At 33.1% G+C, this 15,564-nt stretch carries 16 protein-coding genes; 3 read left to right on the top strand and 13 right to left on the bottom strand.

From position 1 onward, the window contains the following. Positions 1-2 precede the first annotated feature (2 nt). The 3 genes from AC3ATN_RS04300 to AC3ATN_RS04310 are packed head-to-tail and all read right to left on the bottom strand — an operon-like array spanning position 3 to position 2,458. Complete coding sequence (locus AC3ATN_RS04300) at positions 3-1,040, bottom strand: glycosyltransferase family 9 protein (protein WP_487532001.1); 1,038 nt, start codon at positions 1,038-1,040, stop codon at positions 3-5. A gap of 4 nt (positions 1,041-1,044) precedes the next feature. Beyond that, positions 1,045-1,656 (bottom strand): DUF4254 domain-containing protein, encoded by a 612-nt coding sequence (locus AC3ATN_RS04305; RefSeq protein WP_487532002.1) that lies wholly within the window; start codon positions 1,654-1,656, stop codon positions 1,045-1,047. Positions 1,657-1,711: 55 nt separating this feature from the next. Then, entirely contained in the window at positions 1,712-2,458 is a 747-nt protein-coding gene (locus AC3ATN_RS04310) for a hypothetical protein (protein ID WP_487532003.1), read from the bottom strand. A gap of 222 nt (positions 2,459-2,680) precedes the next feature. On the opposite strand from AC3ATN_RS04310, the gene AC3ATN_RS04315 reads away from it, so the two are divergent. Continuing rightward, positions 2,681-2,908, top strand: a complete 228-nt coding sequence (locus AC3ATN_RS04315; RefSeq protein ID WP_487532004.1) for a DUF6341 family protein — start codon at positions 2,681-2,683, stop codon at positions 2,906-2,908. Here the strand turns inward: AC3ATN_RS04315 and purD are convergent. Genes purD through AC3ATN_RS04340 form a run of 5 tightly spaced genes read right to left on the bottom strand, consistent with a single transcriptional unit; the run spans position 2,903 to position 8,533 of the window. After that, positions 2,903-4,174 (bottom strand): phosphoribosylamine--glycine ligase, encoded by a 1,272-nt coding sequence (gene purD / locus AC3ATN_RS04320; protein WP_487532005.1) that lies wholly within the window; start codon positions 4,172-4,174, stop codon positions 2,903-2,905. The two genes, AC3ATN_RS04315 and purD, sit on opposite strands and share 6 nt — an antisense overlap. A 27-nt stretch (positions 4,175-4,201) precedes the next feature. After that, positions 4,202-5,137: a polysaccharide pyruvyl transferase family protein gene (locus AC3ATN_RS04325; RefSeq protein WP_487532006.1), complete on the bottom strand. Its 936-nt coding sequence runs from the start codon at positions 5,135-5,137 to the stop codon at positions 4,202-4,204. Beyond that, positions 5,134-6,114, bottom strand: a complete 981-nt coding sequence (locus AC3ATN_RS04330) for a glycosyltransferase (RefSeq protein WP_487532007.1) — start codon at positions 6,112-6,114, stop codon at positions 5,134-5,136. Before AC3ATN_RS04330 ends, AC3ATN_RS04325 begins: the two co-directional genes overlap by 4 nt. 55 nt (positions 6,115-6,169) lie before the next feature. Then, complete coding sequence (locus tag AC3ATN_RS04335; RefSeq protein ID WP_487532008.1) at positions 6,170-7,663, bottom strand: GH3 family acyl-acid amido synthetase; 1,494 nt, start codon at positions 7,661-7,663, stop codon at positions 6,170-6,172. Positions 7,664-7,666: 3 nt separating this feature from the next. After that, positions 7,667-8,533: a M23 family metallopeptidase gene (locus tag AC3ATN_RS04340; RefSeq protein WP_487532009.1), complete on the bottom strand. Its 867-nt coding sequence runs from the start codon at positions 8,531-8,533 to the stop codon at positions 7,667-7,669. Positions 8,534-8,623: 90 nt separating this feature from the next. On the opposite strand from AC3ATN_RS04340, the gene tatA reads away from it, so the two are divergent. Further along, positions 8,624-8,812, top strand: coding sequence for a twin-arginine translocase TatA/TatE family subunit (gene tatA, locus AC3ATN_RS04345; protein ID WP_487532010.1), 189 nt, complete (start codon positions 8,624-8,626; stop codon positions 8,810-8,812). A 5-nt stretch (positions 8,813-8,817) separates the two neighbouring features. On the opposite strand, the gene AC3ATN_RS04350 is transcribed toward tatA, so the two are convergent. Further along, on the bottom strand, positions 8,818-9,783 hold the full coding sequence (locus AC3ATN_RS04350; protein WP_487532011.1) for a DUF4837 family protein: 966 nt from the start codon (positions 9,781-9,783) through the stop codon (positions 8,818-8,820). A gap of 237 nt (positions 9,784-10,020) precedes the next feature. Next, positions 10,021-11,205, bottom strand: coding sequence for a phosphoglycerate kinase (locus tag AC3ATN_RS04355; RefSeq protein WP_487532012.1), 1,185 nt, complete (start codon positions 11,203-11,205; stop codon positions 10,021-10,023). A 123-nt stretch (positions 11,206-11,328) separates the two neighbouring features. On the opposite strand from AC3ATN_RS04355, the gene AC3ATN_RS04360 reads away from it, so the two are divergent. Continuing rightward, positions 11,329-12,405 carry a DNA polymerase III subunit gene (locus tag AC3ATN_RS04360; protein WP_487532013.1) on the top strand — a complete coding sequence of 359 codons (1,077 nt, stop codon included), beginning with the start codon at positions 11,329-11,331 and terminating at the stop codon, positions 12,403-12,405. Here AC3ATN_RS04360 and AC3ATN_RS04365 read toward each other — a convergent pair. From AC3ATN_RS04365 to ybeY, 3 genes are read right to left on the bottom strand one after another with little or no spacing between them, the layout of a single operon-like run. Next, the gene (locus tag AC3ATN_RS04365) at positions 12,402-13,259 is read right to left on the bottom strand and encodes a class I SAM-dependent methyltransferase (protein WP_487532014.1); all 858 of its coding nucleotides are present in this window, start codon (positions 13,257-13,259) and stop codon (positions 12,402-12,404) included. The genes AC3ATN_RS04360 and AC3ATN_RS04365 overlap by 4 nt on opposite strands. Beyond that, positions 13,259-15,130, bottom strand: coding sequence for a tRNA uridine-5-carboxymethylaminomethyl(34) synthesis enzyme MnmG (gene mnmG / locus AC3ATN_RS04370; protein WP_487532015.1), 1,872 nt, complete (start codon positions 15,128-15,130; stop codon positions 13,259-13,261). Before mnmG ends, AC3ATN_RS04365 begins: the two co-directional genes overlap by 1 nt. Positions 15,131-15,140: 10 nt before the next feature. Next, the gene (gene ybeY, locus AC3ATN_RS04375; protein ID WP_487532016.1) at positions 15,141-15,554 is read right to left on the bottom strand and encodes an rRNA maturation RNase YbeY; all 414 of its coding nucleotides are present in this window, start codon (positions 15,552-15,554) and stop codon (positions 15,141-15,143) included. Between the last annotated feature and the right edge of the window lie 10 nt (positions 15,555-15,564).

Here is a 15,564-nt window from a genome sequence, read left to right on the forward strand (position 1 = left end):
TTTCATTGTTTTTCCAAAACTTCCAGTGCTCTTTCAATTACTGTTTTTGGGGAAATAGTCCTAAAAGCATTTTCATACCCCTTGGGTATAGTTTTTCCATAAATAGAGGTAGGTATCGATGGATATTTATCTCGATCTGAACAAATTGAATTATTTTCTGGCTGACCAAAAGGTGCAAATCCTGCATAAGGATGTGTCTGTCCCCAAAGAGTAATTACTGGTATTCCAGCATTTGCAGCTAAATGCCCGTTCAAACTGTCCATGCTAATCATAAGATCTAAAAAAGGAAAAGCCATAAGCTGCTCTTTAAAATCTAATTCTTTTGAAGCATTCCAACAATTTGAGTACGCTTTTGTCCATACCGCTAAGAGAGCTTCTTCTTTTTTCCCGCCTCCCAATAAAAATATTTTGTAATCTCTCTGTAAAAAAACTATGACCTGTTGCATCAGGTCTAACGGGTATGTTTTTCCGGAAAAAGATGCAAAAGGTGCTATTCCTATCCACTTTTTTTTATCAAGATAAAATACTCTTTCGAGTTTTTCTGGTAATGAATTATTGTGAGAAAATTTATTTTTGGTGATATCGATAGGAAATCCAAGTTTTGAAAAAACTTTTGAGTACCTAAACACTGTTGGAGTTAGTGGCTCAAAGTGTTTATTTTTTAACCTTGTTAGTGCTTTTTTTTGTCTTCTACCTTTATCGATACTTTTAACTTTGTAGCCCAAAAGCCTAAAAAGCAAGCTTATTAATCTAGTTCTAAGGACATAATGAAGATCAGCTATGTGAGTGGGGTTTAGTTTTTTGAGAGCTTTAAAAAGCTTAAAAACTCCTATTAAACCTATATAATCCTTTTCAATATCAAGTGATAGAAAATTAATGTTTTTAAATTCATCAAATAGCGGGGCCATTTTGGGGCGACTTGCCACGTTAAATTTAATATCTGGATACTGATTTGACAACGATCTAAGTACTGGTATCATAATTGCTACGTCTCCAAGAGAAGAGAAACGAAGTACCAATACATTTTTAACTCGTTTCATCCAACTATTTAGACCCTTTGTAAAGAACCGGATTTAATTCTTCATCATTATACATTTTCATTTGCTTGTAAACCTTCATGTATTTTTTGCCGCTAAAAATATTATCTAGTAGCGAGTCTATTGCGTTTGACAAGTCTGTTTTTTGCTCTAATAAAACATCTAACTTGTTTTGACATTTAACTGTGTGATTTTTTGAGGCATCTGTTCGGTCGACTTCTTCTTGCATGTGATATATTTTAAGAGCTAAAATAGAAAGCCTATCTATCGCCCAGGCGGGGCTTTCAGAATTTACTTCTGCATTATTCAAAACAACCGTGTCTTTATACTTGTTAAGAAAATAGCTGTCAATATATTCTACCATATCTGTTCTGTCCTGATTAGATGCATCAATTTTTCTTTTGAGATCCATTCCCTTTTTGGGATCAATGTTTGGGTCTCTTATTAAATCTTCGAAGTGCCACTGAACAGTATCAATCCAGTTTTTTCTAAATAATAGGTGTTCAAATGTGTTTTCAGAAAAAGGGTTTTTAAAGACTTGATCTACTGTGTTTAGAATATGGTATTGATCAATAGACTTTTTAAAAACTTCAAGTGCTTTTTTACTTATTTTATTCATATTCACGAATTCAATATTATTTAAAAACTATGTCGGAACAAATATACCATTTGCTTTACGGAAACAAAAAAGGGAAAGTATTGAATATTGAAAAAAACAACAATACGAGCAAAAATGCTTCTGCGAAAAGTGTTTTTTTTAACCTTCTATGAAAAAGACTTAATCCATAAACCGTTGATGGAAGTATAAGAATCATGGCTTCCTGCTTATTGATAAAGTAAACTAATATCAGGTGTGTTGCAAAAATACCTATTCTTGAGTAATGTGAATTTCTCTCTAGCTTTGATAGTTCAATTGTTTTGGCAAACACAAATGTTAAAACTGATGTAAAGACTAGTATAATTAAAAACTTCCCCTCTAACCCTTTAGCATCTAAAAAGTAAAAATTTTCTTTTTTATTTAAAAATTCATAGAAAGCTACGTCGATTAGAAAAAAAGCTTTTATTGTTAAAGCTAAACTTCCAGAAACTACAATTGGCATAATGACTACAAATAAATTACTCAATTTAAACTTTCCAATTGGAATAAATAAAATAATTATAAGTATTGTATAGGCAAAAAAGTATGGTATTAAAATAATTGAGACACTCATTTGTATTCCAATCTTTAATAAAGATTCTTTATCTAAATCAGGGGTTTTTAAAAACTTTGTGAATGCCATAAACAATAATAGGGCTCCAATAATCCATCTAAAATTAATTATTTCGTGCGGCATAAAAGAAAGTACAGCTGGGAATATGAACAAATGTATTGATGACCTTTCCAAAACATTAAAGTCTTTTGAGGCTGATTGATTTATCATGAAGCTATTTAAGTAATTATAAAAACCTATTAAGGCCACGAAAAAAAATAAATAGTATAATTTTCCTTGAGTTAATGGTGAGTTGTAATTTTCTATTACCTTAAAATAAATAATACATGCCAAAAATAAATTTGAAAAAACAATCAATAAAAAAGAAGATTTGTTGTATAGCTTGGTGAGCATAGTCTGATTTGTTACATTTGCAATATAATCTAATTAATTATGAAAGAAATTTTTGAGAGTATTGCTTACTTATTTGAAAAAATTCTCTTTTTGCCTTATAATTTTCTCAGAAATTTGGAGCTAGACAATTGGTGGATAGCAAACTCTGTGTCTTGGCTTTTCTTGTTTGTGGGAATATGTGCAGGTGCTTATTGGATTTCTCAACTAAGAGATTTCGATAAAAGAGGAGAAGAAAATAAAGACCCTTCTGCCCATTCTTTCTTATAAATCAAACCCTATATCTTTTCTGAAGTACTTTCCTTTAAAGTTGATTTTTTTGGCTCCTTTGTATGATTTCTTTAAAGCTTCTGACATGTTTTCTCCAAGCCCTGTAACTGTAATAACCCTTCCGCCAGCAGTAACAGTTTTGCTTTGTTTTTTTGTAGTTCCTGAGTGAAAAACTAATCCATCTTTAAAGTCTTTTATTCCCTCAATTTCGAAGCCTTTTTTATATTCATTTGGATATCCTCCTGAAACCAGCACGACAGTTGATGCGAATCTTGGATCAATTTCTAATTTTACTTTATCAAGTGTTTTGTTTGCTGTTGATTGAAAAAGAGTAACTAGATCATTTTTTATTCTTGGAATAACAACTTCTGTTTCAGGGTCTCCCATTCTAACGTTATACTCAATAACCTTCGGCTCTCCCCCAACGTTTATTATTCCAATAAATATAAAACCCTGATAAGGTAAATTATCTTTTTTTAAGCCTAGCAAGGTTGGGCTTATGATTCTATCATTAATTTTTTTTAAAAAATCTTTATTCGCAAACGGAACTGGAGAAATTGCCCCCATACCTCCTGTATTTAATCCTTTGTCTTTGTCGCCAATTCTTTTATAATCTTTAGCGGTAGGAAGTGTTATTCCTGTTTCACCATCAGTAAGCACAAAGCAGGATAGTTCAATTCCATCAAGAAACTCTTCGATAACTACTTTTTCAGAAGCCTGTCCAAACTTTTTGTCTAGCAGCATAGATTTAAGCTCTGATTTAGCATCTCTTAAATTATCGATTATTAATACGCCTTTACCTGCAGCCAAGCCATCCGCTTTTAAAACATATGGCGAGCTCATGGTTTCCAAGAAACCATATGCTTTTTCAATATTCTCTGAGGTAAACTCGGAATATTTAGCTGTTGGGATATTATGTCTATTCATAAAAGCTTTTGCATAAGACTTGCTGCCCTCAAGTCTTGATGCTTTACTGTCTGGTCCTATTAAATTTACTTGTCTTAAATTATCGTCTGATTCAAAATATTCCTTAATACCCATAACCAATGGGGCTTCGGGACCTACTATTACCATATTAATTTCATTCTTTATTACCGCTTTTTTAATAGCCTCAAAATCAGTAGGAGAAATCTCAAGATTGGTTGCTATTTCCGATGTACCAGCGTTTCCTGGAGAAACATATAAATTTTTACATTTTGGGCTTTGGGCGAGTTTCCAGCAAAAAGTGTGTTCTCGACCTCCAGATCCGATAACTAAAATATTCATTATAATAATTTTTTCAAATATAAGATTTTACTCATCCTCACTAAAGAATTGGTCAACCTTTTCTATTAGGCTATTAGAGGCTTCTTTATGGTCTCTTTTTGGATATATTTCTTCTAGATTTAAATTCTTTAAATCACTTGTTTTACAACAATAAAAATACTCAGACAGCCCTTCTAGTCTACTTTTTTGATTAATATGATTATACCCATCCGTTAAAAAAATCACTTTTGCGCCTAAAGAAATTGCTGGAAGTGCGGTATGAATTCTGGACGTAATTACCAGTTTAGATTTAGAGATAAGATCTAGTTGTTTATTTGCTAAAGAAAAAATTTCCATTTGAGTCTTTCCTGTTGTCTCAATTATTTGAGATTCTTTTATTGCCTTCGAGTGCTTTTGATTAGAAATGAACTCATCGAGATTTTTTTTTGATTTTTTATAGACGAGATTTTTTTTTGGGTACTTAAAAATATTTAAGAAAAAATTCTTTGTGCTGATTTTTGGATTCATTCTGTCCAGCGCACTCAGAACAAGAATGCCTTCTTTTTTTTGAGTATTATTGTTTTGTAATGTAAGCGTCAAACAGCCTGAAAAGTATGTTTTAACTCCCTTTTCGGATAAAATTCTTTGAGTATAATAATCTCTACAACCTATAGGCTCATGTTTTTTAAAAAATTCAATTCCCTTGTCGGAAAGCATATTTCTTTTTGCTGTGGGGTTTATGTGAAATGATATAAATAAGGGATTTATTTGTTCTGATGGCGGCCAGTTTTTGGAGTTTTCCATAAACCATCCGTTCATAATTAAATTTATTTTTGGCCCAGAGTAGATGTTTAATTTTTCTCTATCAAGACAAACAGAATTCGAACCCGCTAATTCTTTTGCGGCAATACTTTGAATATAATCTCCTAAGTTATTAGATTTTGAATAGGATAAAAACCCGGATCTATTTTTGCTAGTTTTCATATTTTACGTAACTCCTTAATTCTCTTTTTTTCATTGAAATTGGCCATAATATGTTTACGAGCCTCTTTGCCTAATTTACCATGATTTTTTCTTAGAAAGGTTTTAATCTTGCCAACCTCTTTAATACCGTTAAACAATAAGCCTGAATTGCCAATAGCTCTGGGTATCCCAAAAACAGCATTTCCGATTGGAATACACTCACATAACATTGCCTCACAAAGAGAGTTTGGAAGTCCTTCAAGTCTTGATGCTTGAATATAATATTGACTCTCAGAATAATATCGTTTTAGATTTATTCTGTTTTTAGGCTTAAGAAATACAACATTTGAAGGTGTTTTTTCTTGCGTGATTATCTTTTCAGACGATAATCCAATAATTGTAAAGTTAAAATCCGGCAATTGAACTGCTAGTTTTAGAATTAAAGGGATTCCTTTTAAGCTTATTACTCTAGAGTCGGTTAAATTTGCGACAGTCAAAACAGTTTTTGACAGTTTTAAAGTAGCACATTTCCAAAATTCTGAAGAATAGCTTGTCGGAACAACTTTAATTTTCTTTTCAATTTCAGGGATCCAATTGACAAGTCCTGAGTTAATCTTATTCTGTAAAAATGCATTTCTACACCCTTTTGATAAAGATTCGTCTACCACCCAAATCTCAGTTGCTAAATTGAAATTAATTTTTGCGATCTTTTGTCTAAAATTATTTTTAGAAAAAACCCCATGATTGATCTCAGAGTCTGATACTGCGTCGTAACCTCCAACCATTATGATGGTTTTAACTGAAAAAGCTCTAGCTATTAATATTGGTATAATTGCGTGGTAATCACTAAACCAGATTACAACGCTACTTGATCTTGGTATTAAAAAAAAACCCTTTACACCTTCTTTAATTCTGTTTAATAAAAAAAGAAAAGTGTTTTTAAAAGGAGTGGATGAGATTGTAAAAACCTTGTATCCTAAGCTTTTCAAAGTTTTCATGTCTTTTATCACAAAAGACGTTGGCAAAGTATAGACAAAAGTTATTTTTTTTCGCCTATTCATAATTAATTTCTAAAGACAGTTTGTCTGCAATATTTCTGTCATTACTTAATCTAGGTACTTTGTTTTGCCCCCCTAATTTTCCTATTTTTTTCATATAACTTTCAAAACCATGATCTACAACAGGTGAAATTATGCTCGGTCTTAAAATCTTACCTTTTATTAAATCATCATAATATGTGTTTTGTTTTCGCATTTCGGCATCAAGTATCATTGAAAACTCTTTAATTTTAGGAGGCGGAGTCTTAAAGTCTATAAGCCAATCATGAAATGGTAGTCCTGACTTTGGATTTATTTGTGGTGCAACTGTGAATTCTCTCACCTCGATAGAAGAACGATTAATTGCATTTTTTAATGCTGTTTCTACTTCCTTACCTATGACGTGTTCTCCAAATGCTGAAATAAAATGTTTTATTCTCCCTGTCACTACTATTCTGTAGGGTTTGTTTGAAGTAAAAGATATTGTGTCTCCTATGTTATATGACCAAAGTCCGGCGCTGGAAGATAATATTAAAACATAATTAACATCTAACTTAACATCTTTAAGGGAAATTCTTTTAGCGTCAGAATTAAAAAAAGACTCTGCTTCAATAAATTCATAAAAAATTCCATTATTTAACAACAGTAAAAGTCCTTTTTCATCTATTTTATCTTGATATGCAAAAAACCCTTCTGAAGCTGGAAAAAGCTCAATAGAATCTATTTTCCTGCCTATTAAGCTCTTAAACAAACCCTGATATGGCTCAAAATTAACTCCTCCATAAATGAATAAAGAAAAGTTTGGAAACTGTTTTCCAACAAAATTTCCTGTATGGCTTTTTATTTTCTCGAAATACATCTGAACCCAAGAAGGGATCCCCCCTATTATGGTCATGTTTTGATCAACTGTCTCTTTTACAATTTCATCAACTTTTGTCTCCCAGTCTTCAATACAATTTGTTTTCCAGCTTGGCATTCTGCTTTTTTGCAAATAGGATGGGACAAAATGGGCTGCTATTCCTGATAATCTTCCTAGAGAAATTCCATTTAAGCTTTCTAAAACAGGACTCCCTTGAATAAATATTTGCTTTCCGTTAACAAAGTCAGCCCTTCCAGTTTCCTCAATATAATTTAAAATTGCGTCTCTAGCAGAATTAATATGGGTTGGCATAGATTCTTTTGTTATTGGAATATATTTTGTGCCTGAGGTTGTTCCGCTTGTTTTTGCAAAGTACAGAGGTTTTCCGGGCCATAAAACATCTTTTTGACCTTCTACGATTAATTCTATGTACAGCTTTAGGTCTTCATAATCGTTTATGGAAACTTTAGATTTGAAATCCTCATAGTTTTTTATTGATTTGAAATTATGATCTAAGCCAAATTTGGTTTTTGAAGCATTTTTTATTAAAAACCTTAAAGTTTTTTCTTGAGATAAAATTGGGTTTTCAATCCATTTTTGGTTTTTCCATACAATATATTTTGCAAAAAGTTTTGCTATTATTTTTTTCATCTGCTATTTTGAAAAATCAATCAGATTTTCAGGGTCTATTGGGTATCCATCAATCCATAGCTCAAAATGAAGATGAAAACCTGTTGAAAACTCACCTGTGTTTCCGGCTGAAGCTATAACTTCTCCAGACTCAACGTTATCTCCTTGTTGTTTAGATAAAGAGGCGTTGTGCTTATATACCGAAAGTAATCCATTCGGATGTTCTAGTATTATTACATATCCTGTCTGTGCAGTCCATTCTGAAAAAATTACTGTTCCTTCAGCTACAGACTTAATGGGCGTATTTTCTTTTAAAGCTATATCTACAGCAAAGTGCTTTAAATCAACATTAAATTTTTCTGAAACTAATCCTTTTGCTGGTGTAAACAATGTAAAAAGCTCCTTTTCTTGATTATCAGATATGAAATTGTATTTATCCTCGTCCAGCACTTTGGCTCTTAATATAGAGTCTTCTTTTGAAGTTTTTACTGGGTTTTGAAAGACATCTTGAGCTTTTTCCTTTGACAGGGTAGATGTTTCTTCTGTTTTGATGTCCCCCGAAAGGGCTCTTTTTATTGCCTGGAAGTATCTTTGTTGTTTTTCAATGTTTAATGTTATTGAATCAATTTTTATGGCATTTGAAATTGCCTCTATTCTCATTTTACCCGAAGGATATCCGGGTATCAATTCTTTGATTGGGGAATAAGATATGATAAAATAGGTTGCGGTGGCTATTAATACAATTAATGAAATTGAGGCAATAAACATTGTAACTCTTGTGGTTCGAAAGTAAAATTTATCCTCAAAGGTATCTTCACTTATAACTACAATTCGATATTGGTTGAATAGTTTTTTTAATGCGGATGCCTTAATTTTTTTTTCTTCACTCATCTCAAACAAATATACAACTTCGGCAATGATAACGCCACCTTGATTTTTGCTTTGAATATTTCTTTACCTTTGTTATAAATATTTTGTAATATGTTAAGTAATATTTTAAATGGAATGATTGGCGGACCTCAAGTTATTTTGATTTTAGCCGCAGTATTGTTGTTGTTTGGTGGCCGTAAGATTCCTGAACTTATGAGAGGATTAGGAAGTGGTATTAAAGAATTCAAAAATGCTACTAAAGAAGAGGTTGACAAAAAAGATGACAAAAAAGAAAGCTAGATTTCTTATTTGTTAAATGAAACACTTTTGATAATTGTTTCTAGTTCAAACATGTAGTCTCTTTTGCTTATCGAGGGAGCAAAAACAAAACCCTCTATTGCTATCCATCTTTTTTTAAGTGTGTCAGAAATCATGTAGTTTACAAAGGGACCTGCCATATAATCATTTGCGACCTCCCATGTGCCTTTGGTTATATATGATTTTTTTTCTGACAACTTCGTCTTGTAAAAATACGGTTTATATGCCTTTTCAGTAATCATGTAAGAGCCGTTTAGTCTTCCTGGAATATGTATTTTGCCTATTGAGTCTCTGATACTAATTATCGATTTGGATATGTTTTCGCCATATTTGTCGCTTTCAATACTATAAATTATAAGGTTGAGGTGTCCTTTGCTTACTGGTTTTTCAATCCAGACAAAATTAAGTGTGTCTTTCACCACTTTGTATGCAGAAGGATATTTAATTTTTATATCAAATTTATTTTTAATATTGGTTTCTGTGCTTAAAGACTTCGAGATTCTCCTTGTTTTTTCTTTGAACTCATTTTCAAGAAAAACCCCCTTAATTAATTTTGCGTTTTGTTCAAGAAAAAACTTCATTTCTTCGCTATCGTTCCCTTGAATTCTTGCAAGAACCTGAGGTCTTGCATACATGTCTGAGTATAAGTTAAATTTAGCTAGCGTATCCTTAACAAACTCAATAATATTCCTGGATTTTCTTGTGAAACCATTGAAAATTTTTGGTTCTAAATATTTTATTGAGAACAACGGCTCGTCCATTGGGAGTCCCTCATAAACTTGTCCAAAAATGTCTCTGGTTTTTTTTCCTAAACTTCCTTTCCATGCAGATTGAGACATGACTACATTTACGGTATTTATATTGCCGCTAGATTCCGGTACAAATCGAACAGACTTTTGATTTTCACAAGAAGCGAAAAAACAAATTAAAAACAGGCAAGTATTTCTAATCATTTCTAATGATTTTTTCAATAAATATAACGATTGTTCAGTTTTAAAACATAATATCATTAATGATTTTGCATACGTATACTTCTTTTTTGTTTTATGTGTTTTCTCCTGGTTTTTGTATTTGAAAAGCTTAAAGATTTTGCTATTGCAGTAACTAAATCTGTCGAGCCTTTTAGGGGGCTAAATAGTTTTTCTGCATTCACTGTTTTATTATTTGTAATTCAATTACTTCTATATGAGTTATTTATAGAGAGCCTCAATGCCTGGTAATGTTTTTCCTTCTAAGCTTTCGAGCATCGCTCCTCCTCCTGTTGAGACGTAGCTCATTTTATCAATAAAACCAAACTTTTTAACTGCAGCGACAGAGTCCCCCCCTCCCACCAAAGAAAAAGTTCCGTTTCTTGTTGCTTCAGAGATAAATTCTCCTAATGCAATTGTCCCTTTTGAAAAGGTTTCAAATTCAAAAACTCCCAACGGTCCATTCCATAAAATTGTTTTTGATTTTTGAATAATAGGTTTAATTTTTTTTATGCTCTCCGGTCCGAAATCAAGCCCCTGCCATCCATCAGGAATTTGCCTTACGTTACATGTTTTTATAATTGCGTCATTACTAAAAGAGTCTGCAATAATAACATCCGAAGGTAGATGGATTTCCACTCCTTTGCTTAGGGCTTTTTCGATCAAATTAAGCGCATAATCACAATATTCAACCTCGCATATGGAGTTTCCAACTTTTCCTCCCTGTGCTTTGATAAAGGTGTAAGCCATTCCCCCACCAATAATAATATCATTCACCGAATCTAAAAGGCTTTCTATTATCGTAATTTTGGAAGAAATTTTAGCACCACCTAAAATGGCAAGTATTGGTTTTTTTCCGTTTTTAACAACTCTTTTTATTGACTTGACTTCCTTTTCTAAAAGCTTTCCAAAATATTTATTTTGGAAAAACTCTGCTATTATTGTTGTCGATGAGTGAGCCCTATGAGCTGTTCCAAAAGCGTCGTTTATAAAAACAGTTCCCAGTTGTGAGAGTTTTTCTGCAAAAAACTTATCTCCATTTGTTTCTTCAGCATGAAATCGAACGTTTTCCATCAATATTATTTCTCCCGGAAGGAGTTTTTTTGTTTCTTTTTCTGCTTCCGGTCCAATTGTTGATTTACAAAAAAACACTTTGTGTTGTAATATTTTTGAAACCTCATCAACAATTAGAGAACAAGAAAGATTCGGGTCAAAACCTCTCGGACGACCAAGGTGAGTCAATAAAACAACACTGCCACCTTGTTTTAAAACGCGAAATATTGTGTCTGTAGAAGATTTTATACGTGTCGAGTCTGTTACTTTTTTGTTTTCGTCTAAAGGAACGTTATAATCAACTCTTATAACAACTTTTTCTCCTGTGAAATTTATATTATCTATGGTGTTCATAAGGTGTATTGTTTGACAAAAATAAAATAATTTTTGCGCTCATAAGTTTTTTGGATCAATAAATATCAGCTCTAACATTAGTATAAAAATCCGTATTTTTAAAAATGCTTTTAAACTACAAAAATGATGGACTTTTGGGGGCAAGAAGAGTTAGCCCAAAATATAAATAAAGAAATAACTAATAATGAAGTTCCGCATACTCAGTTAATAACAGACAAACATGGGGTTGGGGGGCTTCATATGGGTGTTTCTTTAGCAAAAGAAATTCTTGGACGAGACCCTTTTAATCATCCAGACTTTTTCATTTGTTTTCCAGTTATTAAACTTGAGAAAAAAATTGAAGTTTCTAGGGATCTTATTGAAGTTTTTAAATCCTATTATAAGGATAACAACTTTTGTAGCGTTTCGGACTGGCTTCTTTGCTTAGACTCAAACAAACAAGGGTCTATTGGCGTGGAAGAAATAAACCAATTGCATGATAAAATAACGCTTAAGTCTTACGAAGGGAAAAACAAAGTATGTGTTATCTGGGGGCCAGAGCTTCTTAATATTTCTGCTGCAAATAAGTTACTTAAAATATTAGAAGAACCTCCATTTAAAACTTATTTTATACTAGTAAGCGAAAATCCAGATCAGGTTCTGCCTACAATTTACTCTAGATCAATTATTATTTCTTTAAATAAAATTTCAGTTGATAAAATAAAAAAACGGCTTATTTTAGAAGGATTTGATAATTCGTCAGAGGTCGCATCGGCTTCTGGTGGGAGTTGGAGGGGCGCTCTGGAGCTTTCTAAAAACTCGGCTTTAAGAAAGGAACTGGAAGCGGTCTGGATTGACGGATTAAGAAACGCATTTAAGTCAATCGGAAATAAATCAATTGTTGTCAATTTGATGATCTGGGCTGATGCTGTGGCTGCCATGACTAGAGATAAGCAAAAATACTTCTTAAAGCTGGGGTCTTCTCTGATTCGTTCTGCATTAGTAATTAACTATAAGGCTGATGCTGCCTCTAATTATTTTACTTTAAACGATTTTAATGTTAAAAATTTAGCTCCGTTTATAAATAGCAGAAATATAAATGATATCACAACCTTAATTGACGAAACATATTTCCAGATAAAAAGAAATGCAAATTCAAAAATTTTATTTTCGAACTTTATATTAAAACTTGCTAGATATATAAATAAAAAAGAGGCCTAAGCTGTTTTTTTAAAAACGAAAACACTTGACGAATAGTTCTTGTTGAAGAAACCTAATATGTTAGATATCGTCCCAACCGCTAACGCAAGAGCCCAAGGGAAAAACATTTTTTTTCTTCTTGCTGAAAGAAGTGATATATAATATGCGTCGAGTAATAAAGGAGTTTTTTTGAAAAGATCAAATCCTTGTGTTTTTAAAATATCCACAAGGCCTTTTGGTGTAAAATGCCACAAGTGCCTTGGAACGTCAAGAGCCGCCCATTCCTCCTTAAAAAACTGAGAATCAGCGCTTTGTATGTTTGGAACTGCTACTACTAGGATACCGCCAATGGTTAGTTTCTCAGATAAAGCCTGAATACACTTTTGAGGGTCAGAAACATGTTCCAGCACATGCCATAAGGTAATTGCATCATAGTTAGTGCTCGGTAAATCCTTCACAGTCGAAAAAACCCTCAGGCCTTTTTGTTTACATATTCTTTGTGATGAGAGGCTTTTCTCAACTCCAGTAACATTGATTTTTTTATCCTGCAAGTACTTTAGAAAATCTCCGTTTCCACATCCATAATCAAGGATTTGTGGGTTTTTTGACTTAGTCTTTATTATTCTTTGCTTGAAAAGCATCATAATTCTTCGACAAATGAAATATATCTTGTCGGTTACAGTGCTCGGACTAACCTGGTGTGAATGGTAATTATTGATTTCATAAAAACGATACATGTCTTCGTCCTGGTCAATTTTAGTTCTTGCAACTGAATACTCTTTGTTAAAATAAATTGAAAACAATTCCCCGGAGCACTCTCTGTCTTTTGCAGTACAATAATAATTATTATTTTTCATTTGTTTCACGTGGAACATTATCTGCCTAGCGCTACTAAAAGAACACTAATATCGCTTGGCTTAATCCCACTTATTCTACTTGCCTGGGATAAGGTATTGGGTAATATTTTATTTAACTTTTCTTTTGCCTCACTGGATAAAGAAGCTAATTTGTCATATTTAAATCGAGATGGGATTGAAATGTTTTCAAGTCTCTGGATTTTGTCAGCCATTTGCTCTTCCTTGGCTATGTAGCCTGAGTATTTAACTTTAATTTCGGCTTGCTCTAAGGACTTGGACTCAATTTTATTTTCTTTAACAAAAACTTTGACCTGCTTTAAAAGCATTAAATCTTCTGTGCTTATATTGGGCCTAGATAGAATTTTAGCAAGCTTACCGGGCTGCTTTACCTTTGATGAGTTTTTTGACTCTAATATTGAGTTTAAACTTTTCGGGTCGAAGCTAGTTTTCTCAAGGAAATTAATCATTTTATTAGTAGAGTTTGTTTTATTCTCTAAAGCACGCATCCTGTTTGGACCTGCAAGCCCAAGACTGTAGCCTTTTGGGGTTAATCTTTCGTCTGCATTGTCTTGACGGAGCAAGGTTCTATATTCCGCTCTTGAAGTGAACATCCTGTATGGCTCTTCTGTTCCTTTAAGGACAAGGTCGTCAATCAAAACGCCTATATATGCTTCATTTCTCTTTAATATGAAAGGATCATTTTTCTTTATTTTCTGATTTGCATTTATTCCCGCCATTATTCCTTGAGCAGCGGCCTCTTCATAGCCAGTTGTGCCATTTATTTGACCAGCAAAGAATAAATTTTCTATAATCTTCGTTTCTAAACTGTGCTTAAGCTGTGTGGGCTGAAAATAGTCATACTCTATAGCGTATCCGGGTCTAAAAAATTTGACATTCTTAAAACCTTGAACCATTTTTAAAGCTTCAAACTGAATGTCTTGGGGAAGAGAGGTTGAAAATCCATTTACATAAACCTCAACGGTATTCCAGCCTTCAGGCTCAACAAAAATTTGGTGTCTTGGCTTCTCTGAGAATCGATGAATTTTATCCTCAATCGAGGGGCAGTATCTAGGTCCAGTGCTTGTTATGTTTCCGTTGAACATCGGTGATCTATCGAAGCCAGTCCTTAAACGGTCATGAACTTGATCGCTAGTATATGTGATGTGGCAGCTTTTTTGTGATTTAAGTAAAACTGTGTTTTTTAAAAAACTAAATGTCTCAGGTTTTTCATCTCCAGGCTGCTCATCCATTAATGAATAATCAAGCGACCTTCCGTCGACTCTTGGGGGAGTGCCTGTTTTCATTCGGCCCGACACAAAGCCATAAGATTCAAGATCAGCTGTCAAGCCCTTTGAGGAGGTCTCACCAACTCTTCCACCACCAAAATTTTTCTCACCAATATGAATTAATCCATTTAGAAAAGTTCCATTAGTAAGTATTACGGTGTTAGAAAATATGGATATATCTAAAGAAGTTTTTACACCTTTTACGATCCCATTTTTAATAATTAATCTTGTAACTGTTTCCTGATAGAAATCTAAATTTTTAGTTTTTTCAAGCTGTTCTCTCCAATGCTGGGAAAACATAGCTCTATCTGATTGTACCCTTGGGGACCACATGGCCGGACCCTTAGATCGGTTTAACATTTTAAACTGAATAGCGCTATAATCTGATATAACACCACTGTATCCGCCAAGAGCATCAATTTCTCTTACGATTTGTCCCTTGGCAATTCCACCCATTGCTGGGTTACAGGACATTTGACCTAAGTTTTGAAGATTCATGGTGATTAACAATGTGCTTGATCCGAGATTAGCAGAAGCGGCCGCAGCTTCGCATCCTGCATGACCTCCTCCCACAACAATAACATCGTATTTTTTTTCAAACATTTATTTTCTCTTAATGTTTCACGTGAAACATGTTAATCATTTTATCTTCTTCTGCCGACATTTTTTTTTTCTGCAAGGGAATATTGTCTAAAAAACCTAAACAGTGAAGGAAACCGTGAGATACAAGCCTAACTAGTTCATTTTCAATTGTTTGAGAATACTCTGTCGCGTTTTCATGGGCTTGATCGATAGAGATAAAAACCTCTCCACTTATGCAAGTTTGAGTACCGTAGGAAAAAGTAATAATATCAGTATTGGTGTTATGCTTTAAAAACTTGAGGTTTAAGCTTAACATGCTTTCTTTTGAAATAAACGAATAGACAAGCCTGTCAATAGTTGCTCTATAATTTTCAGCCGCCGTGTTTAATAACAACACAAGTCGTTTTTCTTCCATAAAAGATGGTATGTTTAAAAATTGGATCATTTCTTTTACA

The sequence above is a fragment of the Candidatus Marivariicella sp. genome (assembly GCF_983056325.1).